The sequence below is a fragment of the Chryseobacterium cucumeris genome, assembly GCF_016775705.1.
GTDB lineage: Bacteria > Bacteroidota > Bacteroidia > Flavobacteriales > Weeksellaceae > Chryseobacterium > Chryseobacterium cupriresistens.
The window spans coordinates 3,777,463-3,803,808 of sequence record NZ_CP068760.1; the positions used below are offsets into that span (position 1 = coordinate 3,777,463).

The 26,346-nt window shown below is 37.2% G+C and carries 10 protein-coding genes and 3 tRNA genes; 6 read left to right on the forward strand and 7 right to left on the reverse strand.

All coding sequences use genetic code 11. The features are described from left to right. Positions 1 to 51: 51 nt before the first annotated feature. Positions 52 to 1,077 (reverse strand): N-acetylmuramoyl-L-alanine amidase, encoded by a 1,026-nt coding sequence (locus tag JNG87_RS16900; protein WP_202839820.1) that lies wholly within the window; start codon positions 1,075 to 1,077, stop codon positions 52 to 54. A gap of 135 nt (positions 1,078 to 1,212) precedes the next feature. On the opposite strand from JNG87_RS16900, the gene JNG87_RS16905 reads away from it, so the two are divergent. From JNG87_RS16905 to JNG87_RS16915, 3 genes are all read left to right on the forward strand, one after another. Further along, positions 1,213 to 1,297 (forward strand) — tRNA-Ser (locus tag JNG87_RS16905). Positions 1,298 to 1,311: 14 nt separating this feature from the next. Beyond that, positions 1,312 to 1,386: transfer RNA gene (locus JNG87_RS16910), tRNA-Pro, on the forward strand. Between the two features lie 41 nt (positions 1,387 to 1,427). Continuing rightward, positions 1,428 to 1,501, forward strand: a tRNA-Arg gene (locus tag JNG87_RS16915). 152 nt (positions 1,502 to 1,653) lie between these two features. On the opposite strand, the gene JNG87_RS16920 is transcribed toward JNG87_RS16915, so the two are convergent. Together JNG87_RS16920 and JNG87_RS16925 are read right to left on the reverse strand one after the other, a co-directional pair. Continuing rightward, positions 1,654 to 2,784, reverse strand: coding sequence for a tetratricopeptide repeat protein (locus JNG87_RS16920; protein ID WP_202839822.1), 1,131 nt, complete (start codon positions 2,782 to 2,784; stop codon positions 1,654 to 1,656). Then, positions 2,784 to 4,424 carry a helix-turn-helix domain-containing protein gene (locus JNG87_RS16925; protein ID WP_202839824.1) on the reverse strand — a complete coding sequence of 547 codons (1,641 nt, stop codon included), beginning with the start codon at positions 4,422 to 4,424 and terminating at the stop codon, positions 2,784 to 2,786. The genes JNG87_RS16920 and JNG87_RS16925 overlap by 1 nt, the downstream gene beginning before the upstream one ends. A 350-nt stretch (positions 4,425 to 4,774) precedes the next feature. On the opposite strand from JNG87_RS16925, the gene JNG87_RS16930 reads away from it, so the two are divergent. The 3 genes from JNG87_RS16930 to JNG87_RS16940 all read left to right on the forward strand — a co-directional run bounded on the left by JNG87_RS16930 (position 4,775) and on the right by JNG87_RS16940 (position 13,443). Next, the gene (locus JNG87_RS16930; protein ID WP_202839826.1) at positions 4,775 to 7,066 is read left to right on the forward strand and encodes a fibronectin type III domain-containing protein; all 2,292 of its coding nucleotides are present in this window, start codon (positions 4,775 to 4,777) and stop codon (positions 7,064 to 7,066) included. A gap of 78 nt (positions 7,067 to 7,144) precedes the next feature. Continuing rightward, complete coding sequence (locus JNG87_RS16935; RefSeq protein WP_238349610.1) at positions 7,145 to 10,300, forward strand: T9SS type B sorting domain-containing protein; 3,156 nt, start codon at positions 7,145 to 7,147, stop codon at positions 10,298 to 10,300. 56 nt (positions 10,301 to 10,356) lie between these two features. After that, positions 10,357 to 13,443: a T9SS type B sorting domain-containing protein gene (locus tag JNG87_RS16940; protein WP_202839828.1), complete on the forward strand. Its 3,087-nt coding sequence runs from the start codon at positions 10,357 to 10,359 to the stop codon at positions 13,441 to 13,443. Positions 13,444 to 13,546: 103 nt separating this feature from the next. Here JNG87_RS16940 and JNG87_RS16945 read toward each other — a convergent pair whose 3' ends face one another. The 4 genes from JNG87_RS16945 to JNG87_RS16960 form a co-directional block, all read right to left on the reverse strand. Then, complete coding sequence (locus tag JNG87_RS16945) at positions 13,547 to 14,071, reverse strand: thermonuclease family protein (protein ID WP_202839830.1); 525 nt, start codon at positions 14,069 to 14,071, stop codon at positions 13,547 to 13,549. Positions 14,072 to 14,245: 174 nt separating this feature from the next. Continuing rightward, positions 14,246 to 14,647 carry a hypothetical protein gene (locus JNG87_RS16950; RefSeq protein ID WP_202839832.1) on the reverse strand — a complete coding sequence of 134 codons (402 nt, stop codon included), beginning with the start codon at positions 14,645 to 14,647 and terminating at the stop codon, positions 14,246 to 14,248. Positions 14,648 to 14,654: 7 nt separating this feature from the next. Further along, positions 14,655 to 24,944 carry a SpvB/TcaC N-terminal domain-containing protein gene (locus JNG87_RS16955; RefSeq protein WP_202839834.1) on the reverse strand — a complete coding sequence of 3,430 codons (10,290 nt, stop codon included), beginning with the start codon at positions 24,942 to 24,944 and terminating at the stop codon, positions 14,655 to 14,657. Positions 24,945 to 24,953: 9 nt separating this feature from the next. Then, positions 24,954 to 25,937: a T9SS type A sorting domain-containing protein gene (locus JNG87_RS16960; RefSeq protein ID WP_202839836.1), complete on the reverse strand. Its 984-nt coding sequence runs from the start codon at positions 25,935 to 25,937 to the stop codon at positions 24,954 to 24,956. Between the last annotated feature and the right edge of the window lie 409 nt (positions 25,938 to 26,346).

The window sequence follows — 26,346 nt, forward strand, 5'->3', positions numbered from 1 at the left end:
GATCGTTTAAAGATAGCAAAAACGCATCTAACCGATGCGTTTTAATTTGAATTATTTTACTGGATATTTTTGATTTAAAGCCTGGAGTATTGCCCATGTTTCAGCATCCATAATTCCGTCATAATTCTGTGGACGGAAGTGGTACTGGAATGCCTCAATTGTTTTCTTGGTAGCATCATCCCATTGTCCGCTAGGATCAATTGCATATCCGAATTTCTGCAATGAAGTCTGAATAAGGAAAATAAAGCTGGACTCATTATATCTTGCTGCCAGGTCGGCTTGTGCAGGTTCAAGATAAGTCTGTTTAGCAGCTTCATCATACCACATTCCAACCTGATATTCGTCATAGAGCTTTTTCCATGGGAACATCGGTCCCGGATCCTGTTTTCTTGTAGGAGCAATATCTGAATGCCCCAATACGTTTGTTGGCTGGATCTGATATCTTGTTATAATATCTTTAACCAGAGCAGCCACTTTTTTCACCTGCTCATCACTAAAAGGGGCAAAAGTTCTTTTACCGGTACTATCTGTAGTATATCCTGTATTTACAATTTCAATACCGATAGAATTATCATTAAGATTTTTGTCATTTCTCCATGCACTTATCCCTGCATGGTATGCTCTTTTATTTTCATCTACCAATTGGTAGATCTCGTTATCTCCTGTATTATTTACCAGATAATGGGCACTTACTGCCTGTTGGGTAAGAACACTGATCGATTTATCATCTGCAAGAGCCGTATAATGTAATATCAGATAACGCTGTCTGAAATTCTGGGCGACTGCAGGAAAATAAGTTTTTACCACTTTATATCCGCCCGGTTTTGCAGATACAATAGAACCATAACTCGCCGTATTATCATTTTTGGTTGGATCTGCTATATTGGTCGTAAAAAATTCTACTCCATGATCAGATACAACTTTGGGTTTTGGAGCAACCGGAGGTTTTGTCTGAACCGCTGGTTTCGCCTGTGTTATTGGGGTTTTCGGTTTGTAAGTATTTTTTTTCACATTTTGCTGAGAAGTACATGAAAAAACAAATGTGCTTAATCCGATGATATATAATGTTTTACGCATCAGTTTGGTTTTTGGATGATTTATTAGTTCAAAAATACACAAAATTTTCTTGAATTTTATTTGGTAAATAAAGAAATCTGTTCTATATTTGCACTCGCAATAACGGAACAACGATCATTAAAAAATAAACAAAAAGGAGGGTTGCCGGAGTGGTTAACGGAGCAGTTTGCTAAACTGTCGACGCGAAAGTGTCGCAAGGGTTCGAATCCCTTACCCTCCGCTCTTCTATATATTCGGGGCGTAGCGTAGTCCGGTCATCGCGCCTGGTTTGGGACCAGGAGGTCGCAGGTTCGAATCCTGCCGCCCCGACTTTTTAATGTGCTTATTACTAAGCGGGAATCAACTTCTAAGGGTGCGTAGCTCAGCTGGATAGAGCATCTGCCTTCTAAGCAGACGGTCAAAGGTTCGAATCCTTTCGCGCTCACAAAAAACCTCACAATTTTTATTGTGAGGTTTTTTGTTTTTATTACCTTCATACAAATTGATCTGTACGATTTATTTTCAACGAAAATCTTGAACTTTTGATAATTAAGTTTGGGCTAAAGCCTATTTCACAGAAAGCCGGATAATTTCTGTTTAATCCCTGATAAGCTGTTTAATTTCATCCTGATATTTCCTATTCTGCTTTCTGATTTTCATAACAAAATAGGAAAAGATACTTAGTATAAAAAATCCAAGAATCATCATCCCAGCCATAAAATAATCATATCGGGAGGCTAGCTTTTCACTTTTTTTCAGAGTCTCCATATTATGAACATCAATAGCGTGATTGATAGAGCTTAATTCACTCTGCTCTCTTTTGAATTTCGTTTCAAAATATTTCTTGCTGTACACCTGATAAAGGTCCGGGTTTCCCATTGCCAGATAATTATCCGCCATTTCCATATAAATTCCTTCATTAAGAGTCAGGTCTCCCGCTTCCCTACCCAGTTCTTCAGCTTTTATCAGCAGTGTAAGAGCTTCCTGATTCTGATGTTTTTGTTTATTCATCTCCGCAAGGCCCTTTAAAGCAAATGCCTCCAGGCTTTTTGCTTTGATTAACCTTGCCAGATTCATAGATTTCATAAAAGCTGTTCCGGCATTGTCGGGCTGGTTCAGATTGAGATAACAGTTCCCTATATTGTAATAAATGATGCTTTGGTTAAAATATGTTTTCTCCTGCTCTTTTACTTTTTCAAAATTTCTGATGGCAATTAAAAATTCCTGAAGAGCTATTTCCGGATTCGACTGACTTTTATAAATCATTCCTCTTAATGCATAACTTCTCGCCGTTTCAAAATGTCTCAGATAAGAATCTTCCGGAAGTTTTGTGAGATATTCATCAGCTTCATCCAGTGTTTCAAGACTTTTGCTGAAGAGTTCCATCTGCTGATACTGCACGGCAGCCGCAATCAAAAAACTGGTGTGAATTTTAGGGTCATTCGTTTTCTGAAGCAATTCTCTTGCTTTTAGAATATATTGCAGAGATTCATCAAAGTTTCTTTTGGCAATTCCCGCTGTGGACAAAATCAGATAAATTTTAATGGATTTCTCAAGTCCGTTTTCTTTTCTAAGCAGTTTTTTTCCAATACTGGTAGCATAATCCGGATTGTTATAAATCTCACGGTTGGCAAGCTTCATCAGGGAATCATCAGAAATTTCCTGTCCTGAAAGAGCTGTCTGGAAAAGCAAAACACTCAGTAAAATGATATGGATAAAGAATTTCATCAGCTTTTATTTTTTATAATTTCCTGAATGTAGGTATTTGGAGACATCCCCGTGATCGATTTAAACACATTTGTAAATGCTCCGTGAGATGAAAACCCTGCGTATTCCGCCAGATAGCTTACTTTATAATTCAGATAGGCAGGATCTGTTTTCAGAAGCCGGGCAATGTGATCAATTCTAAGCTCATTAATATAGCCGTTAAAATTTTTTCCTTTGTTATTATTGATCACTTCCGACAAATATTTGGTATTTATTCCTGTCTGAGCAGATAAGATCGCCAGCGACATGTTCTTGTTCAGGTAACTGTCAGATTTTTCCCAGTCTTTGAGCTTCTGCAGAATTTCTTCTTCTTTTTCTTTTGAAATTTTAGAGAGATCTTTTTCCTGGGCTTTATTTTCTTTTAAAATTTCGATTGGTCTTTCAGCTACTCCTCCTGTTATTTCTTCTTTGAATTTCAGTTTTTCAAAAAAAACAAGCTGCTTCTTAAGATCTTTGGCTCTTGCGGATTCAATCAGAAAATAAGCAGTCATTATCAGGATAAGAACTAAAATAATACTTCCTGCTATCCGAAGCTGGTTTATCTTATTTTGTTTCTGAAATTCAAGATTTTTATTATGGTACGTTTCAAGCAGCTTTACAACATACTGAATCCCTTCTTTTTTGTTAGAATCCAGCTTTGCTTTAAGATCGGTATATAATTTATTGTAGTAGTAATATTTTTCATCATTATTAAGAGCCAGATAGTTGCGGGCAAACAATTCGTAAAAAATAATTTTCAGATCGTTATAAGGAAGATTTTCGATTTCAGAGAATCCTTTTTCCAACTTTTGGATGGCTGTATTATAGTCTCCTTTCATAAAATAGTATCGGGAAAGACTTTCATAGGCAAATGCACAGATAAAGGCATTATTTCCATGCTTTTCAATATCCGCAATGACACTATAAAACAATTTTTTTGATTCTTCCAGTTTGTTCTGACGTAAGAGAAAAGTAGACCTGAAAATGCTATTTTCCCATCTGATAATTCTGTTTTCTTCATTTGTACCAGTGAGATAAGAATCACTCTTATCCATATTCAGTACAGCAGACTCATAGTCTCTTACCATCCCTGCATTGATAGCCTGAAGCTGAAATAACTTGGCGAGAACCATACGTTCTTTTGGATTCTGGCTTTTTAACAGATCCGGATCTTTTAAAATACCTGCAATGATTTTTTTTGACTGCCCATACAATCCTAAATTCTGATACTGATCTGCCAGATTATAATCATCAAACAATTGGATGAATTGTGAAAGATTCCCTCTTTTATCATCTTCTTCCTTCTGATTGGAAATACTTACTGATTGCACATAGTTTCCCTGTAAGGCATAAGCCTGGGAAATAATATTCCGGAGAATGACTTTATGTTCTATATTTTTATCACTGATCAGAAGACTTTGTGAATAGCTGATACACTCTTCAGGATTCTGATATAATTTCTGAAATGCTTTATCGGTTAAAATACTGAAATCAGGAGCAGGCTGCCCATTTATAAAAACCGGGCACCACAAAATGAAAAACAATATTACCATATTACTTTTCAGCATTTTTCTTACCATGAGGATCATTTTCCCACTGTTCTTAACTGATATTTCTATCATTAGTCCTTTTAAACCACAAAATCACATATTGCTGATTTACAATATTTTAATTTTAAAATTCTTGTAAATTCAGTGAATTATGCAAGCACATTCCTTGATGAGGGGCAAATATAACGCTAATATTGTTCAAACCTTTAAGTCGATTCAAAATATTAGACTTATTCTCAAATTTCAATGTAACCATCACACCTATTAGCCATTATTATTAAAAGAAATTAAAGAGAATATCACTATCATCTAATATATGATTTTTTAAGACATCAATCAATCATCTGTATTCATTGATATAGAAAAGAAATAAAACGCAGACAATAAAGGCGGTATCTAATCTTAAAAAAAATAAAAATAAAATGAGAAAACACTACTTATTATGGATGATTTTCTTCCTCTCAGTTTACCAACTGAATGCACAGACTTACTGTATTCCTACTGCCGGAGCTTCAAGCCAGAACAATTACTTAAAAAATGCTGTTTTTTCTGATCAGGGAGGTTTATATTATACAGCCACCGCATATCAAGCTTATGCAGATAATTCTTCCAGTCAGATCGTAACTTCCTATCCTGGAGGAACAGTGAACGTTCATCTGGATTTTGCCGGATCAGGAGTAAAATCCTATATCTGGATCGACTGGAATAGTGACGGGGATTTTGATGATTTTTATGAGAATCCACTAGGCCCATCAAGTTATTCGGTTGTTGATGATCAGTTTTTTATTCCGCCTTCTCAGGCATCGGGAATATATAGAATCAGGGTACAGAGCGGAACTTCATTTCCCAATCCGGTAAATCCGTGCGGACCTAACAATTATGGTAATTTTGTAGATTTCAGTTTGAAGATAGATACTTCTCCGGCCTGTTTTGTTCCAACAACTCTTACTTCTTCCGGTATTACCAACAATTCTGCTATTATTTCCTGGACTGCCCCAACTACAGCACCAGGAAGCTATGAATATTATTATACTTCTTCCACTACTATTCCGGATGCCTCTACTCCGATATCGGGAACCAGTAATACAATCTCAGCACCAATCAGCGGACTTTTGCCTTTTACGACTTACTATTTTTATGTGAGATCAGTTTGCGGTACATCTAAAAGTGCATGGTCTTTAAGGGGGATATTTAAAACCAAGTGCGATGCTAAAACTTCAATGTTTGAAGATTTCGAAAATGCTGCAAACGGGCCTAGTAACGCTGACTGCTGGGACAGAATTATTTTGGGAACAGGATATCAGACTATTGCTTCCGGTAGTGGTGTGAATAACAGTAAAGCCATGTATCAAAGTGCTAATGGGGCCGCCAATACAACCATCGCCGTACTTCCAATGTTCAGCAATGTAAATGCAGGGACACATTGGTTGAGATTTAAAGCCAAAGTAAGCGGTACAGCCGGAGTATTAGACATTGGCTATGTTACCGGTGATACTGATGCTTCTTCTTTTGTGAATATTCAATCCGTGAATATCAGCAATACAGCTTATGACGGTTATGAATACAGTGTTGTAGTGCCCAATACCGTTCCTGCCAATGCAAGACTTGCCATAAGACACGGAGGAGTTCCTTTTGTGAATATTTACTGGGATAATGTATACTGGGAACCTAAACCAACGTGTTTCACTCCGACAAATATTGTATTATCCAATGCAACCAGTGCAACAGCGAATATTACATGGGCAGCACCATCTCCTGCCCCAACAATGGGATATGATATCTACTACAGTACAAACAACATTGCTCCAACCTCATCTACTGCGCCTAGTATAACAGGGGTAACAGCAAATCCTTATACTATCCAGGGATTAAACTCTGCAACAACATATTATGTCTGGGTGAGATCAAGATGCAGCACCTCCGATCAGAGTGGATGGAGTAATATTGCTTCTATCCTGACTCTCTGCGCACCTGTGGCTGGTTTATCCGAGAATTTTGACTCTTATGCTACAGGGCTGCTAACCAATGCTCCATGCTGGGGAAGAATTGTAACAGGAATCGCTAGCGTAAACATTAATGGAAACGGAGCTCTCTCCGGAACAAGACATATATTACAACGCAGTATTTCTGCTGGAGATGTATCCATTGCCATATTACCTGTGTTTACCAATATTAATGCCGGAACTCATTCTTTAAAATTCAATGCTTATTGCAGTGCCAGTACGGGAAAATTAGAAGTCGGATATATGATCAATCCTGTGGACGCTGCCAGTTTCACGCTGATCCAGCAGCTGGATATCACAAATACATCCTACACTCCAGCTACAGGAAGCAGTGATTACACTGTTACGATTCCCAATACCGTTCCTGCAGGAGCAAGACTGGCCATACGCAATACGTATGCTCTTTCAGGGAATGCACAATATTACTGGGATAATATTTCATGGGCTCCTAGCCAGACTATGAATGTACATGAGAATACAACCCAAACAAAAACCGGCATCTATCCTAATCCTTTCACTGATGTAATTACTTTTACTGAAAGCAAAAATCTAAAGTCAGTCAGAATCTACAGTACTTCCGGGCAATTCATCACTGAGATCAGAAATTTTGAAAATACCATTTCATTAAAGGATCTGGCATCAGGAGTATATGTAGCAAGAATGGAAATGAAAGACGGTACTTCTCATACCGTAAAAGTTATAAAGAAATAAATGTTGTCTCTGCCATTAAAAGCGGCTGAAATTGATCTGTCGCTTTTATGGCAGTTTTTTTCCCCATAAACTTATTCAATGAAAGACTTTTACTTTGTTTATACTCCGGATTTTACTATAATAAAGCAATGGTTCATACTGATCAGAAGGCTGTTGCTTACGGTATCTCTTTTTCTGTCTGCCACCAATACTCTTTTTTCCCAAAGAGATACTGAACATTGGTTTGCTCCTATGATGTCCAGACTTAATGATTCCAATAAGCAGGCTTTATTTTTATCTACAGATTCCATGACTCCTTTTCCTGTTACAATCTATAACAATAATACCGTCATCGGAACTGTAACTATCAGTAAAGGTAATCCTCAATCTTTTGACATTCCTGTGGATCATATGATTACAGGATTACAATCGGAGGCTTTTAAAGTAACCGGACGAGGTCTTTATCTCAAAGGAGACAAACCTTTTTTCTGTACTTTCAGGTTTTCCACAAAAAATCATGGAGAAATCCTTACGTCCAAAGGAAAAGCTGGTATTGGAAACAAATTTTATGTTGCTTATGGGCCTATTGCTACAGCTTCTTCCAATAACAATTTCACCTGTGGAGTACTTGCTACTGAAGACAATACAATGGTAACAGTATCTAATTATGGAGCTTCCGTTCAATTCTCCAATGGGACTACTGGTACCAACACGCCTTCAATGACTTTTACCTTACAAAAAGGGCAGTCGTATATTATAGAAGGTACAGGAAACCAGGCAGGAAACCAAAGCGGTTTTATTGGAGCTAAAATTGAGTCTAATAAACCCATAAGTGTCACAAACGGAAACTTCAATGGCCAGATTACTAATTCTAACAATGGCGGTGATATTTTAATGGATCAATCAATTCCTGTTGAACGCTTGGGAGATGAGTTTGTTCTCGTTAAAGGAATGGCTCCGATTGCTTCTAATGTAGAAGGTGCTATCGTAACGGCAACAGAAAATAATACACAGGTCTATCTTAATGATGATGTAAACCCTATAGCCACCCTTAATGAGGGGCAATTCTACCACATCAACTCTTCTTCTTACAGTAATCAGAACAGCAGCGGACATTACAATATGCGGATCCGGACAACTAAAAGAGTTTATGTTTACCAGCTTATGGCCGGAACTTCAACTTCATTTGTTGAGATTACTATTGGAGCCAATTATATACCTCCTCTCAGCTGTTTTCTTCCTAAGAAAATTGATGAAATAGGGATGATCAATATATTACCTTACTACACAACTATTACGCCTTCCGTTAAGCTTAATATTATAACCGGGTCCGGGGCAACGGTAACAGTTAACGGAACACCATTAACCTCTACACAGGGTCCGTTTCCAGTCACCGGAAATGCAAATTGGGTATCTTATTCTGTCTCTAATGTTACCGGTAATATTACCGTTCAGTCTACCCAAGCAGTTACAGCAGGAATTGCTGCCGGAGAAGGAAATGTAGGCTACGGTGGTTATTTCGCCGGATTCTCTTCCATACCTGTCATTGCCAGGAAAAACGGAACCTGTATTCCCGGTATGACCCTGGAGGTAGATGACAGTTATTCTTCCTATCAGTGGAATTTTAATGGAGCAGCTATTCCGGGAGCAAACAGCAATACTTACACGCCTACCCAACCGGGAAATTATACAGTGACTGTATCAGTGGGAGGAAGCTGCCCGCCTGCAACAACTCCTGTTTATAAAGCATTTTCCTGTCTGATACAGACAACAAAAGCGCTGACAGTATGCTCGACAGGTACCCCTTTGGCTATAACCCCGGCTTTTACCAATTCTTCCCAAACTCCGGTTCCGGGTACTGTACAGATCATTACTCCGCCAGCCAATGGTACACTCAATGTAAACCCTACAACAGGATTGCTTACATATACAGCCAATACAGGGGCTGTAGTCGATACATTCACTTATAAATTCTGTGGTAATGTTCCCGAATTTACAGATTGTGAAGAAGTAAAGGTAAAAATTACCGTACAATCAGTGAATGTTGTCAATACTACAATCAAGGCCTGCAATAATAACGGAACAGGAATTTTTGATCTTACTTCCGCCAATGTGGGAGGTCCGTCGGGAAGTATAAAAAAGTATTACCCAACCTTAGCAGATCTGACGGCCGGAACCAATGAAATTATACAGGCTAATGTTTATGTATCTGCTATTCCTAAAGATATTTATGTAAAAGTTTCAACTCCTGAAGGATGTTCTGCCCAGGCAAAGATCAGTCTCCTGTTTAGTCCTTCCCCGCAGGTTCGGAATATATCTTTAACGTCATGTTATATTGCTTCCGCTCCGAATAAAGGAAGCTTTGATCTCACCCAGGCATCTGTTACCAGCGAAACAGGTATTACAAAAGAATATTATAAAACACTACAGGATGCTGGAGCAGGTATCAATGCTATCCTGAATCCCAGTGTTTACATTTCCTCCGGCGGAACGGTATACATTAAAGTAATTAATGCTACAGGTTGTTATACTATTGCAACAGTAACTCTTACCGTTACCCTGCCTCATCCTTCTCCTCTGCTTAAAGATCAGTTTATCTGTTTTAATTCTACAACTACACTGGATGCAGGAACGGGATATCAGTCATATGAATGGAGCACAGGCGCTACTACCTCATCAATCTCCAATGCAGGAGTGGGAAATTACTGGGTGATCCTGGAACATGATCATTGCTTTACCAAACAGAATATTACGATAAAGGCCGCTCCCAAACCTGTTATCAAAAATATTGATATTGAAAACAATAAAGCTACTCTTACCGTAACCGGCGGACAGCCTCCTTATCTATACTCTCTTGATGGTGTCAGCTGGCAAAGCTCTAATATTTTCATTAACCTCCCGAACGGACAGAACAAATTTTATGTAAAAGATTCTTATAACTGTGACCCTTTAAAAGTAGAATTAACAGTTATTAATCTGATCAGCGCTATTACGCCTAATGGTGATAATATTAATGATACAATTTCGTATGCAGATTTTGCTTATAAAAAAGACCTGTCTTTTATGGTGTACGACAGATACGGAAACAATGTTTTTACCGGGACACGCTTTAACAATTACACATGGGACGGTATGTTCAGTAATAAAAAACTGTTTACCGGAACTTACTGGTACGTCATCACCTGGAAAGAACCAGCTCTGCAGGATACCAGCATTAAATACACCGGATGGATCTTGTTGAAAAATAAAGATTAATTCATAGGCTTACAGCCACCGTCAAGTTCAATTTAATTTAATCTTCCCTACAATTTATGAAAAGGATCATATTTATTTTTATACTGCTATTCTTATCTTCAATTGCTTATGCACAGCGGGATACAGACCACTGGTTTGCTCCCATGGTTGTAAGTTCTTCCAACGGGTCGCCGAAACAGACACTTTATCTTTCCACAGATAATATAACTCCTTTTCCCGTTACCATTTACAATAATAACACCGTTATTGGAACGGTTACTATCAGCAAAGGAAATCCACAGACCTTTGATATACCCTGGAATCTGATGACAGGCCAGAATACAACGGATGCCATGAGTGTAAAAACAAGAGGCCTCTATCTTCACGGTGATTTACCTTTCTTTGCTACTTACAGATTTTCGGAAATCAATCACGGGGAAATCTTAACATCAAAGGGAAAAGCTGGAATCGGAACGAAGTTTTATGCAGTGTATTCACCATTGATGAACAATCAGATCAGTCAGAACTTCACTTGTGGTATTCTGGCAACAGAGGACAATACCCAGGTTAAAGTTTCCGGATATGCCATGACTACCTGGTTTTATAATAATTTCAACGGGCTTACCCATCCCAGTATTACAATTACTCTGAATAAAGGACAGTCTTATATTTTTGCAGGCTATGCCAATAAACCCGGAAATAAAGATGGTTTTATCGGAGCTAAAATAGAATCTACGAAACCGATATCAGTAACCAACGGAAATTACCACGGTCAGTTTGGGCTGGCTCCTCCTTATAACGGTGAAGACATTGTGATGGATCAGTCTGTTCCTGTAGAACGCCTTGGTCAGGAGTTTGTTCTTATTAAAGGAATGGGTAACCTTCTTCCTGAAATCGAGGGCGCCATCATTGTTGCTACTGAAAATAATACGGAAATCAGACTGAACAACAACCCTACTCCGGTTGCCACTCTGAACGAAGGACAATATTACCGTGTCAGTGCAATGAATTATATCGTTAACGGGCCATCCCATCTCAATATGTATATCAAAGCATCAAAAAATGTGTATGTTTATCAGCTCCTTTCAGGCATTGCAGATAATGATGCCACAGAAGGTTTTAATTACATTCCTCCTTTGAACTGTTTTCTTCCCACTGTTATTGATGAAATTGGAAAAATTGGAGAAATGCCCTACTATACGACATTCAACACGCCACTTTCTGTAAAGCTCAATATCCTGACGCAGGCAGGCGCCGGAGTGGCAGTAAACGGGGTAACACCTGCAGCGGCACAGGGACCTTTTCCGGTAACCGGAACTTCAGACTGGGTTTCTTACTCTATTCCCAATATATCCGGAAATGTTACGGTAACTTCCACCAAAGCTGTTACGGCCGGTATTATTGGAGGCAGCGGAAATCTGGGGTATGGAGGATATTTTGCAGGATTCAATTCTATTCCGGTGATTAGCAAGTCTTCGGGAGAATGTGTTCCGGGAATTGTGTTAGAAGTAGAAAGCGGCTTTGATCATTATCAGTGGAACCTCAACGGAACTCCTATTCCGGGAGCCAACGGTAATACCTACACTCCTACACAAGCAGGAAACTATACCGTATCGATTACGAAAAGCACCTGTACGCCTCTTACAACCTATCCTTACAAAGTATTTACCTGCCTTGTTCATACAGTAAAACTGATGAATGTCTGTAGTGCCGGTACTCCTGCTACCATCACTCCTACCTTCTCAAATTCTACACAGATTCCGGTACCGGGTACTGTACAGATCATAACGCCTCCTGCAAACGGAACTTTAACTGTAAATCCTGCAACGGGAGTCCTTACTTACACGGCCAATACAGGTACTACCACTGATACTTTTACTTATAAGTTCTGTGGAAATGATCCCGATTTTACAGATTGTGAACAGGTAAAAGTAAATGTAACCGTTCAGCCCCTGATTTTAACAGATACTACGGTAAAGAGCTGCGAGAGTAACGGAACAGGTATTTTCGATCTCACGACTGCTGCTGTGGGAGGACCGGCTAATGCTGTCAGGAAATATTATCCTACAATGGCCGATTTAAATGCCGGTACCAATGAAATTATTCCAGCCAATGCTTATTCATCAGCTGTCCCTGCTACGGTTTTTGTAAAAGTGACAACGGTAGAAGGCTGTACAGCTAATGCAAAAATCACACTTCAGTTTTATCCCAAACCAAATGTGCAGAATGCTGCACTCTCAGGTTGTTTTATTCCGGCCAGTCCTAGTACAGGAATATTTAACCTGGCAACAGCACTTGTCACTACGACCAATCCTGTGACCAAAAAGTATTATCCAACATTGAATGATGCAATCAACGGAACCAATGAAATAACAACTCCGAATGCTTATACTTCTCCCAATACCATAGTATTTGTAAAAGTAATCAATGCTAACGGCTGTTTTGATTTTGCTCAGGTCACTTTAACAGTAACACCACCTAAACCTTCACCGCTTTTGACAGACCAGTACATATGCCCGGATGCCCGGGTTACATTAGATGCCGGACCAGGTTATACCTCTTACTTATGGAGCACAGGAGCAATCACTCCTTCTATTATTGCTTCAACAGGTAATTATTGGGTGATCCTGACTTCCAACGGATGTGAAACAAAGCAATTTGTAAAGGTGATGTCTGTTCCGGTTCCAAAAATCAAGAAGGTGGAAACTACAGGAAATACAGTTACACTTACTGTAGAAGGCGGTACACCTCCTTACCAATATTCAAGGGATGGAATGATATGGCAGGATTCTAATGTTTTTACAGGCCTTCCAAGAGGTAAAAATATTTTTTTTATGAAAGACTCCAGCAACTGCCACCCTGTAGAAGTACAGATTCTGGTTCCAAATCTTATCAATGCCATTACTCCCAACAGTGATGGTATCAATGACACACTGGATTATACGGAGCTTGCATTTCTGAGAGATTTAAAGTTTGGTATATTCAACCGGTACGGACAGCTTATCCATTCTTCGGATAAAAACAATAATTTCAAATGGGATGGCACTATCGGAGGTACTCCGGTAAACAGCGGCACCTATTGGTATGAAATAAAGTGGACGGATCCGGATACCCAGAAAATGGTTTCCTACACCGGATGGATTCTGGTAAAAAACAGGAATTAGATCAAATACAATTATCCAATCAGGATTGTAATACTTTTTGTTTAAAGAAACTGTCTCATTTTTTTGAGACAGTTTTTGTTTTTTCTTCTATCCTTTAGAATATTTATGCAACTCCTTTTATTTTTGCTCCGTTCTTAGCCGCTTCGATTTTCTTAGTATTCCTAAGCTCACGTTTCATTTTACGGTAGTCCCACGGAGCAACCGCATTAATATCCTGCCAAAGTCCTATTTTTTTCTGCTGTGCAGCTTCCTGCAGTTTTCCCAAAGTGGTATCTTTGGAATAGGAAAAATACCACCATCCCAATCCTGCTTTGATAAGCTCTCTGGAAAGGTATTTCCCATCGTCATAATACACTTTCGCAATGGATCTTCCATAACGGTCTGTAGTGGTTTCAACAAAGCTTACTGTTTTCCCGAATACCTGAGCAGAAGTAAACTGTTTTGCATTTTTACCGAACGCCTGCCCACTTTCCGGACAATCGACTTCAGCCAACCTCAGTTTTTTTTGCTGGTTGCCTTTTAACAGTAAAGTAATGGTATCTCCGTCTGAAATTTTAATCACTTTTCCGGTAGTCTGTGAGAATAGAAATACAGGGAAAAGTAGGTACAGCAGCATTAATCGTTTCATAAGGCAAATATAGGGATTAGTGGAGCTTTTTAATTAAAAAACCTCGCGTTTTGCGAGGTTTTTTACTATTGAATTGAGTTATTTGATTTTTTTGCCTCAAAGTCGGGAGACTTTGCGGAGCGGGAAATTTTAAGTAATCTTAATTTTTAAATGTTATATGTTATATGTTATAATTTATTTTAATTGCCATACAGAACTATACATTTTTTTTTGCTTGAAAAACTGTTCCTTATTAATCTCTTGTATCTTGTATCTCTTTACGTGATAATAATAAACGCCTTTATATGCTGAATATTGATTTTTATAATTATTGTTTATAAATTTATTTCCTTCTAAAGTTGATGTAGCAATAATTTCACCTGACTTTATATATACATTTAAAACACTCGGGATTGTTAAACTATAACCATGTTCCTCTTTATGCATTAAATTATATTCTCCATTAATTTCTAATACATAATATTTATCCATAATATGAACTTCATTTTTGCTTATAAAGAAGTCTGAAAGAAAAACTTTTACGAAAAAAACTCCTACTAATAATATTGATATAACTATAAATATTTTAAATTTCATTTTACAATTATTTAATTTTTGAATTTTTATAGGATTGAATAAAAAAGTCTTTTGTTGGTACGGTCCACATATATAAATGAAACTTGCTGCTACTGCTACTCTTATCCCTTTTTAATAAGCCATCTGTTGCTGATCCTAATGTTTTAGTGTCAAAGACACTCATAATGACATTTTTCCCATCATCACTTACTCTTGCTGTTGACCAAAAGCTTCCTAATACATTCTTTTCTTTAAAGAAAGTATTATCCTCATAAAATTTACCCGAAATAAAGTCTCCTAAAGAATTCATAGCTATTTTCCAAAATTCTTGACCTCCAATCTTTCCAATATCATAAAAGTAACCTTGGGTTTCTCCATTCTCAATTTTTCCATCTTTACCTAATAATTTTGCTAATTCAACTTGGGCTTGTTTTACAGAACTTGTATTTTTTACCAAATCAAGAACAGGTCCTGCCATTACAGTATTTTGTGGATCTGCTTGAATCCCAAATATTCCTCCAATAAATTTAGCCGTCTTATTTCTAGTATTAGCAGTATGATCAAAATACCAAGTTTGTGTATTTGGATTAATCCTAAAACTATTTGTTTCAAAAGATTTAAAATTATGAGCTCTTCCCTCATACTTTTTAACAATATCTACCTGCTTCCCATTAGGATCAACATACTTAATCGGATTCTGATAGGTATAGATATAAGGATTCAGATTACCCCAATAAAATATTCCCCCATTATGCTCTCCATCACCATAAAACTGAATCTCCATTACTGGATTGTAAATCGCTAATGGATCCACGCCATACCAAATACTTGCTCTCGGGTTATAATATCTTGCTCCATAATAATACAGCCCTGTTTCTCTGTCAAGCTCTTTTGCATTGAACTTATATGGGTTATCATATACTCCTGTTTGCTGCTCCAGCATTGTTTCCCCGAATGGTAAATTTAAGAAAAACTGCGTACTCTGAGCACTGGAATTGGTAACAAATGTTGCCGTTCCTAAATGGTCATTATGCAAATAGTACAATCCTAACTGGCTTGTTGGTCCGTTTAAAGTATTCAGCTCTGCCAAGGAAATATCACCTACTCCTGCTTTTTCAAGGTATGTTTTGAAGTCAACAGAAGGGTCAGGTTCTCTCATTGTGGTTCCCTGATCAGATGTTCTGAGATTTAATGGAATAAAAATATTGCCTCCATCCATCACCCTGCTGGCAAATCGGGTTGATCCTTCAAAATAATGTTTGGTATACTGTCCGTTTAAGGATACCGTTACATATGGATTAGGATACAAAGTGTAATCAGTTAAGCTTAAGCTACCCGGATCTACCAACTCACCGTTCTGATACAGCTGAGAGCTTCCATGAAGGTTGTATTTTATCGTTCTTTCTCCTTTGTCGTCGTATGCATAATACTGGTATACTCCGGAGTCGTCACTATAGAATGCTTTCAAACGGTCCTGTTCATCCCAGAACATCTGCTTGGCACCAAATTCATCAACATGTTTAATGGTATTCCCATTATCATCATATTCGAAAAGTTGCTGCGTACCATTGATATTACCGTCAATAATTGTCTTCACTTTATGAGTTTCCGGAATATACTTGTAGTTATTAGAATACGTATTCAATGGGTTCGGCTGCTGGTCGATCTGATGCACCTGCTCCTTCAATACAATTCCTCCACTTTCGTTATATGTTACCTTTCTAAGCTCAAAATGTGAATTACTTTGCGCATATGGAGAAGTATTGGGTGTTGTAGGAGTTCCTCCTTTATCATTAAGCCCCATATCACTTTCCGTACCAATCAATCTGTTTAAGGTATCATATCCGTATTTGAAAGCATACGTTCCTCCCATCTGGTTCGGAGTTACTCCTACGTCATTGGCAAGACGGATAATATTTCCTCTCTTATCATACTCATAGCTGTTGGATAAGAACGCATCGGAATTGCTCCATAATCCAAAGTGATTTAACCTTCTGTTGGTAGCAATATATGAATAATTTGTTCTTGTTCCATTTCCATAGTTGGCTGCTGTTCTCTGCTCATAAAGGTCATATTTGATATTCTGAATATAATTATAACTTCCGTTGCTTACCGTTTTAAGATTTCCTCCCAGGTCATAATTGTAAGTAAGCTGCTCTCCATCCGGATATGTCAGTTTTTTAAGACGGTTCCAGCTGTCGTAGACATAATCCGTTTTGAATTCCATAGTCGGAATATTGTAACCGAATATTCTGCGGGTTTCCGATATTACTTCACCCAGCTTACCATAATTGTAAGTAGTATATCCTGTGCCGTCTGTTTTCGTTGTAATCCTTCCGGAATTATTTCCTGAATTGGCAGGCATATAATCATAATGAACGTTATTAGGATTAGTAACTCCGCTCGGAAGATCAGGAAGTATAATATCTGTCAGTCTGTTCTTATCATATTTATAATGAATCTGATGGGTTTGTATAGTGGGATCATTTGCCAAATTTGGGGTTCCAAACCAGGTAAGATGTCCCGCAGCATCATATACATAAGTAGTAAGTCCTTTATCAGGATGTACCATTTCTGTTCTTCTTCCGGCAAGGTTATACTTATAAGTTGTCTTTATACCTTGCGGATCAGTTACGTTAAGCAGTTCACCTATTGTATTGTATTCAAATTTTGTAGACAGCGGGTTGCTACTCAGGTAATTTATTTTCTCTACAACCTGTCCTTCTGAATTGGTGAAAGTTTCTGTCCTGGTCACATCCAATTCTTCAATACTTTTAAACAGATTCCCCTCTATTTCGTAGCCAATTGATTTTTCAACACCGTCTTCATATTTAATATTCGTAATCCTATCAGAGTGGTCGTACGTATTGGACAACATAAACTGACTGAGATTCAGATTCAGATTATTATCCTGAATGTCACCTTCCTGAGGCTGATATTGATATAGCTGTCTTCCGAATACATCAAATATTGGTCTTCCTGAAACGGATCTGCGTTCTATGCCATTAATATCAATATCTTTCTTCACCTGTATTACTCTACCCATGAAATCTGAATAGGAATCCGTATTGATAAGATTATTCGGATGGTCTGCATCATAATGAGAGGTTCTGGCACGGAATATTTTAATATTCTGATCCGAACTTGGCATACCATAATGATCAAAATAATAGGAATGAGTTATCGTAGAAACATTTGCAGGACTATAAGGCTCAATGATGGATATTGGTCTTCCATAGTCATCATATCCATATTGTATTACATTTCCTGTAATATCTGTGCTTTTTGTTAATACATCCAAATAAAGATTATACTGACCAAAGGAAATATATCCAAAAGCATCTGTTGTCCTTATTACATACTTACCAGTTTCAGCATCATATTCGTAGGATATAGAATATCTATTTTGTGATTCATCAGGCGGATAAGTTACGGTTTTAACATTACCGGAAGGTTCATAAGTATAATCTGTTATGATATCCTGAGAACCATCAGATACGATGTATTTTCCGATATCTCCTGTATTAACGTTTACATCCTGGGTTTTTCTCTTTCTCAAAAGAGTAGATCCCGTTCCGTCATATACATTGATCTCTTTTGGTACTGCGATCATATTTTTATTCAGTCCTGTCCAATAAGTGATCACAGATTTATAGGAATTGGTAGGGCTGGTATAAGTATAATTTGAAACCAATCCGGTATTATAATCATACTCCATTTTTTCCGTAGTTTCTATTTGCCCACCATTTTCATATCTCGTATTGATCTTTGTATTCAACAGAACGGTAGCCATTTTTCTACCTTCTGTTCCTCCGGTATCAAAACTTTCCGCTAAGTAATTAGGGTCTATTTTGGTTGTATTATCTTTAAATTTATATAAACGATAATTATAGATTACTTTGGAAATTAACGCATCATTTCCCGAAAGGATTTTACTTTCTTTAATTAATCCATTTAAGAAATAACTTGTGTTGTAATACGTATCCTCTGTTTTACGGTAAGGATTTCCATCGATATTTATTTCTTCACGTATTACTTTTCCGAAACCAAAATTATCTCTTTCTCTTCTGTCATATCTGGAATTTTCAAAATTATATCGGGTCACAATATCTTTCTCTGTATTGGAAAGCGTATAGTCTGTACTAAAGACATCCGGGTTTAATATTTTAACATCTTTAACCACCAGCTTTGCATGCGGATCCCCATAGTTCGGCTGTGTAAACTGGTAGTCTACAGTATACTTTCCTTTGGTAATGTTTTGAGTAACAGATTTCAGTTTATTGGTTTTCCCAATCAGGGAGTAATTGACTATAAAGCCATTATTGTTATCTACAACAAGATCTACAAATCCATCTCCGTTCATATCTCTGAAAGCCTTTTGAGTATCAGAAACATTGATACCCAGATTGGCAGTGGCCCCTGCACCTACTTTTATGAAAAGATTCAGAATCGGAACAGGAGGAATAATCGGTATAGGTCCTATATTCACCATAAAGTGTCCTCCGAAAGAGAAATAGCCATTATATGAGCCACTTTCTTCGGTGAAATCCACATTTCCTACTGTTTTAAGCAACGGAATTGCTGCATCAAATTTATGTCCTAAATTATAACGAACACTGGTTGATTTAACACATCCTGCTAAACCATCACAGTTTTTTACCTCTAAAATATCAATCAATCCATCTCCGTTAATGTCTTCATACACCACATCAGCTGTTCCTTTAGAAGCAGAACCTCCCAGGCTGGCACTGATACCGAAGCCAAAGCTGCTTAATGCTCCCATATTAGCAGAAGATCCCAAACCTCCGCCAATAGAAACATTTGCACTTCCTATCGGGTGAGATCGGTAAGTAAGCATATTTTCAACAGGCTTGCGCGCTAACAGCTTTTTTCCTAGATTGAGCATCACACCCATATTCAGATCGCCTCCATCTACCACTCTGTCAGGAAGTCCATCACCATTGATATCCATCCAAAAATTTCTCCCTGAATCAAATGAGTTAAAATACTTTGTAACTCCTGCACTAGCAGATCCCGATCCTGACCAAGGCATTGAAGAATCTCCTTTTGAAGTAGTTCCTAAAAGACCATTTACACTAATTCTTCCAGTGGCCGAAAAAAGGTTGTAAGAGAATCCCAGAGAATTCATCTTCTGATAAGTATTAGAATCAGTAGGGAATCCTCCCGAGGAAACCAGGCTTATATCCTCTAAACTTCCGACAGAGTTCGTCATTTGAATAGACTCCGGATAAACCATATCGGGATAACCATCACCATTAATATCAGAGAATGTCTGAGTTTCAATACTTCCTTTCCCCCAAGGTACAGTTTCAGATTCAGCTGCAGATCCACTTATATTCCCTGATGATACACTTAATGTATTCGTCGTATTACGGGTGTAGCTGCTCTGTTTTCTACTGATAGCCTTCATTGTGGTATCCAATGGAAGTACTCCTGTTACCAGAGTAGTAGGTGTCACCGATGGTGTATTAGGTATAGGATTATTGAAATAATTGACAGTTTCATCATCCTTGAAAGAATTTGCAGAAGCAAACTGATTCTCTCCGGCTCCCACCCAAATACTTTTAACGGTGTAACTCGTACCTCCTGTATTTACCAGTGAACTATATGGTTTCATTGGAGAAACAAATTGGGAAATTGTATTATTTCCTGTGTTAGGATTCGCATTAGGTAAGTTATCAATACACTTAGCCAACTCCTCTGCAGTTAAAGGAGGCTGCTGAATACATTGTGGATAAGTATTTTGAGCTACATTACCCGGAGTCAGAGTTTCTGCTTCAATTGGTTTTCCATAGGTGTAACCTTCTATGATTCCCGGACTGTATAAAAATTGTCCCCAGTTATTATAGACAGCAGTTTTCGGGTTATACATTGCTGTATTTACCGAAGTTGGAGGTACAGAGGTAATCAGCTCACCACTTCCGTAAATTTTGAATGGTTTCCCTTGGAAGTATTGAGAGTATTTATTAAATAAAGCATAATCACCGTCTGTTTTACAGTATACCTGAATATTTACAAGATGAGGTTGACCAAATTCAGGTATTGTTAAATCTCCCTTATAAAAATTGATAGGATTTATTCCCGGAACATCAAATGCTCCAATCATATCCTCTTCTTTAATCACGGAGTTAGCTCCATTAGCAGCTACAGTTACTTTTCTTTTTCCCATAACTGTAGATCCGGTTTTGATTACGTAATAAAACGATCCGGTTGAAAGAGTAGAAAAGTTTGTAACACCTTTGTCTATCTGAACTCCATAAGCTCTTTTCCCACTAACGATGTTAGGATTGTCCTGTGTATTTCTAATGTCTATTTTTCCTCTTAATTGTGTTACGGCATATGAAGGATACTGGACAACAGGATACAGTTCTACATTGACTGACGTATTATTATTTGAAACAGCATTATAATTTACTTTTATTTTATCCTTCCAGTTACTATTGAAGAATGATGTATAAGAATCTGATTCAACAATAAACCTCAAGTAAACCGGCTCGCTTGAATTTACATTCAAAGTACTTGTAAAAGTTTCAGTATTGAATGAATCATAGGACTGGACATATTCAGAAGAATGAAGCACTGTAACTGTACCAGTATTCGCATTTTCTGCAATCACTTTAAAGGTAAAGCTATCTGTAGTATTGGTGAAATTAACACTTTCAACTGTAATATTTGCTGTCCCCGTACCATCCAGATACACTGATGATAATAAATTATTGGTAAGGAAGTTACTTCCATAATTTCCGTTATTCAGCTTAAACTGATCCTGAAATACAAACTTACTTGACAAAGGGGATCCGGTTGATGGATCAACATAAATAACTTCCGGATTAGAATTTACCTCTAAATTTTTACTCTGGCTTTTATGCAATCTTATGTATACTTTTTCACCACTTTTTACAAAAATCCTGTTGGAACTATTAGCAGCTCCTACCTGATTGGATACTGTATTATATCCTGGGGAAATAGTATTCATTTCTGTATAATAATCATTATACTTCGAGATCGAGATATTTTTCGCAAGGCCCCCGGGATTCAGTTCCGTAAGATAAACTCTTGTATTAACAGAAGCACCCGAAGACATATAAGGGGCTTCCACCGAATAATACATTTTTATGGGTAAATCATTCGGATCTCCAGTATAAGAAGGTACGGATATATTATCTTTAATCGTGATATAACCATCCTGTGAAGCTATCCATACTTTTACAACATCAGTAATTGGTACTGCCGGAATATCTGGAGTAACAATAGGATCGTCCGGTGGTAAGACCGGAGTTGCAATTGGCTTGTCCTTCACTACCATATTTTCTGTAAATTCAGAATGTTTGGTCATTTCAGGCTGTTGTGATATCTTATTATATTTATTAAACCATACCTGCCCATTATTGACAATATCAACCAATCCGTCAGAGTTAGCATCAATCAGATAGGTAGATGTGGTCCCTCTGGATGTAGATTTAATCTGGGATTTGCTGTATACAACTGCTCCCATATCCCATCCTGAATTGTTGGTCTTGGTCTCAGTATAAGTAAAGTTATTATTATAATTCAATAAGGGCTTAGCTGGTAAAAAAGATAAATTTCCATATTGGTCCAGTTTTCCCTGACTGAATTTCAGTTCAGAAGAAGTTCTGTAGATCATATCCTGAATACCATCACCATTAAAATCAATAAGTTGCTGTGCATTTTTTGCTTCAGCAGTAGAATATCCAAAAGGAAATCCAAACATCAGGTGTCCATATGCGTCATTGGAAGAATAAAAGAAATTCAACCCAGCAGCCGGTCTGAAGTTCAATCCATTTTCAGAGGAAATATTTCCATTGATTTTGGAGGGTTTTAGGATGTTTTCGATCAGTCCATTATAGACATTTTCAGAATTCTGTACCTGTACCTGGGTGTCAGGTCCAAATATCTGATTATTTTCTACCTGGTTATAGTATTCAAAAGAATAGTCATCAATAATAGGAAGCGGATTAACAAGTTTAATGTTGTATACCTGACTGTATAATCTTTTTAACCTTGTTTTATTAAATTGTCCATCTTCGTATTCCACACCATATGTTCGTATTTTTTCTGTCTTATGTTTTATATCAATTGATCTTAAAAGATACGGTTCTACCCTCTTTACCCCCTGTTTAGCATTGATACTGATATCTTTTCTGCTAATCCCGGTTTCAGCAATAAAATTAACACTATAATCCTGATTTTTTCCATAAGTTATTTTTTGAATATGAAAATAAACTCCTCCGGTTATATTGTTATTTGTTCCTAGATCTAATGTATTATTCTGATAAGTAAAAATCATTTTATTGCCATGGGCATCTTCTATCATTCTCAACCCCCAGTGAACAATCTGACCTGCATCATTTTTCACAATAGAATTGCTGCTCCCACCATAATAGCTTTTGGTTCCGTTTGTAGAGGTCACCGTCCATGAATACTCTGCAGGACTGTTCCCCTCTCTTTCTATAAGAGTAAAATCATGATTCTTTCTAAGATAAAACTGTTTTTTTCCTGTTGCATTTCTCGATTGCCTTGTAGTTGTAATATTCGTAGATGTTTCACTTACATTATTATGTCTGTGAGGCAGGTAGCCCCCAGGATAAACAAGCATTTCCCCATCCAAGGTATATAGTTCAGTTTCCTGACTACCAAACATGGGCGTTCCCCATCTGGTATCTACTGTAATCGCAGATAATCCCTGAAGATCCCATCCTTCACCCATCCATCCGTTACCCGCACCACTGTTGTAGCCTATAGCTAAAGAAGGCTGTAATCCTCCCAAACCAGCAGGAACCTTGATAGGATAATTCATATTGGCATCACCTTTCTGATTTGCTGTAGGTGCATTCATAAGTTGCATACCTGCCATTGGATCAGCTGCTTTCAATCCACTGATACTAGTTGGTGAAAAAGCCGTCGTTTGGGGAGATTCCGGAGCGGAAATAATTCCGTTGATATAATCATGATCTCCATCTCCTTCTACCATTACCGTTTTATTTTTCTCATCAACAACTGATTTGTCTGCTACCCATTGTTTCTTGGTATAATCAAAGTGAAAGATTTTAATATCTTTTGGAGAAAACAATCCCAACCTTTTGGTATCGTAAGGAATAGTAATCTTAGCTTTTTTCTGCAGATTCCCGGACACTACTGAAAATCTGTAAGCGGCATTATTCAATGTTACATTTTTAAGCCCCTGAGATACCGCAGGAATATCTTTTTCTCTTAATTTCAGAACTTCAATGTAAGCCGATTCTGATGTTCCTTTTTCTATAGAAACATTCATATTTTCATAGCCTATACTGAATTCTTTATCTTTTGAAATTTCAACACCTTTTGGTTTTGCATAGTAATGATCAACTACTTTAAAGGCTTTTGTTGAAGCCGGAATTTTAAAGGTATTGGATATTCCTTCTGCCGTAACAGAGAATAAACCGTCCGTTTTATCTTTTTCCGAAAGTCTGATTACTTTTTCAAACTCTCCTTTCTTTACAGTAACAGTTTCGTTATTTACTATCACATCTGCCAATGTTCCTGAATTCCCTTTTACATATAGCTGATCATCAGAAAGCATAGAACTAATTATGGGAACGGTATCTGATTTTTCATCTTTCTCAAAGACCAGACGCAAATTTTTAACTTTATATTTTACGCCTGCAGAAGGTGAAGTAAATAATACAGAATTGGAACCTGTTTTAATAAGTCCTGAATTAAGCGCTTCTTTTTGATGGCTCCATTTTGCACTTGGAACAATAATTCCTCCTCCTATAGCAATATTATGATTGATAGACCTGGATACAGACTCATGAGAAGCCAGACCAAATAAGTCATATTCCAGATAAACTACCGTATTCTCCTTCACAGCAGGAATATCTATCGTGAAAAAGTTATCAGAAACTTCATCTTCCTCCTGGTCAGTGAAAGTTCCGATTGTTCCTTCTTTTTCTATTGAGGGATAAAAATTATTGATACTACTTTTAGCATCAGTTGTTAATTCAGAAAATTCCTCTTTTCCATTTTCTGCATCAGCAAATACGGAAGATCTTCCTTTCAGAAGATTCTTCCGGGAAAACTTCTCTGATGGTGATAATAGTTGAGAATTGTCTTTTACATTTTGATCAGGCAAATCTACTGTTTTATGAGTCCATTTACTGAGGAGATCTTTTTTGAATTCCCGTACCTTCTGTCTGTCATCTCTGGTAAAGCTTGCAAAAACAAACATACAGCCAAAGAAACCCACTAACAGAAGTGATTTCCTGGTAACAGGAAATTGATCCACATTTATTTTCATGATATAGTTTTAATCAACGATTAATTTGAACGTTTTTATAATTTTTTTGTCTTGGATAAGATTGATAATATAAGCACTCTGAACGTCCAACTGCCCTGTATAATGAGTTGATTTCCGGTCTATATTATCAAGCTTTACAAGTCTTCCCGCTCCATCATAAATGGAAATTCCAAGTCCTTCCATAGAAGGAAAAGTAACGGTAAATATCTGTCCTTTTTTAACAGGGTTGGGATAGAGATTAATTTTGGTCAGATTCAATGATAAGTCACCGCTGCTTACAGGTAATCGGGAGCCTGAATTTTGATTTTGACCTGAACTTTCTGTTTTAGGATTTTTCAGAGGACTAATTGCAAAAGTAAAGTGAGCAGTATCACTACTATCAAATTCATTCAGAAAATCAACTTTATTAAAAACAATATACTTTTCAGCTTCGGTACCCTGAATTTTTTGAATACTGCCATCAGTTTTTTTCAAAAACATCCAGTAAGCAATAGGTAAAGAGTCCGGATTTACTGTTTCTTTCAAAATCCTTATTGTATAATCTTTTGTGGGAACCTTATTTCCTATAAAGTTTATTTCCCAGTTTTTCTGAAGGATATCAAAATCCCCGTCATTTTTCAACGATAATTCTTTATTATCATCAGACCAGATTACAAACTGGTTATTATCAAAAACTGCATGATTTTCAACATTCGTTCTCTCGATAGCGTTTTTACCAATTGTTAAAAATAAATCTGCCTGGTTGGACGACTGTTTTTGATACAATTCATTACCATCGTCTCTTCCTAATCCGGTAGGTCTATATTTAAATTCTTTATGCTTTTCCGGATCCCAGATAATCTTTCCATTACTGCTGTAATATTTTCCTTTTTCCAGTGAAATTCCATATTTAATAGAAAGATAAGAGTGAATTTTATTAAGATCCGCAGATTTTGCTTTTCTTGACAAAAATATCATCTCATAAAGGTTCTGATCTTCAAATTTAATTTTCAAACTATCAGATTTCTCACGGTTCAAATCAGCAATTGCTACAAACGAAAAAATACTCGGCTTTTTTCTAATTTCAACGTTTTCTTTCCCATCGGTTTTAAAGTTGTTATTTTCTAGAAAAATCTTCTTTTCAGTATTTTCCCATATTAATTCATCTTCCTTCGATCGATGGACAGCTGTAAGAGTATAACTCTTATTTTTACTGTATTTAATATATTTTTTGAAGAGCTTATCCTTGATACCACAATGAAAATTGAGTAAATTTCCATCTTTGTACTTCGTTACTTCGAGAAGTGTTGGATTGGCTTTTTCCCATAGTTGAACATTAGATCCAACCAGTTGAGAATAAGCAGAGACAGTGCACGATAAACAAATTATCGTGAATGCCTTAGAATAAAAAAGGTTATGCATA

Coding starts and splice junctions, on each gene's coding strand:
- JNG87_RS16900 (WP_202839820.1), bottom strand. CDS start 1,077: ATGCGTAAAACATTATATATCATCGGATTAAGCACATTTGTTTTTTCA.
- JNG87_RS16950 (WP_202839832.1), bottom strand. CDS start 14,647: ATGAAATTTAAAATATTTATAGTTATATCAATATTATTAGTAGGAGTT.
- JNG87_RS16925 (WP_202839824.1), bottom strand. CDS start 4,424: ATGATAGAAATATCAGTTAAGAACAGTGGGAAAATGATCCTCATGGTA.
- JNG87_RS16935 (WP_238349610.1), top strand. CDS start 7,145: ATGAAAGACTTTTACTTTGTTTATACTCCGGATTTTACTATAATAAAG.
- JNG87_RS16920 (WP_202839822.1), bottom strand. CDS start 2,784: ATGAAATTCTTTATCCATATCATTTTACTGAGTGTTTTGCTTTTCCAG.
- JNG87_RS16930 (WP_202839826.1), top strand. CDS start 4,775: ATGAGAAAACACTACTTATTATGGATGATTTTCTTCCTCTCAGTTTAC.
- JNG87_RS16955 (WP_202839834.1), bottom strand. CDS start 24,944: ATGAAAATAAATGTGGATCAATTTCCTGTTACCAGGAAATCACTTCTG.
- JNG87_RS16945 (WP_202839830.1), bottom strand. CDS start 14,071: ATGAAACGATTAATGCTGCTGTACCTACTTTTCCCTGTATTTCTATTC.
- JNG87_RS16940 (WP_202839828.1), top strand. CDS start 10,357: ATGAAAAGGATCATATTTATTTTTATACTGCTATTCTTATCTTCAATT.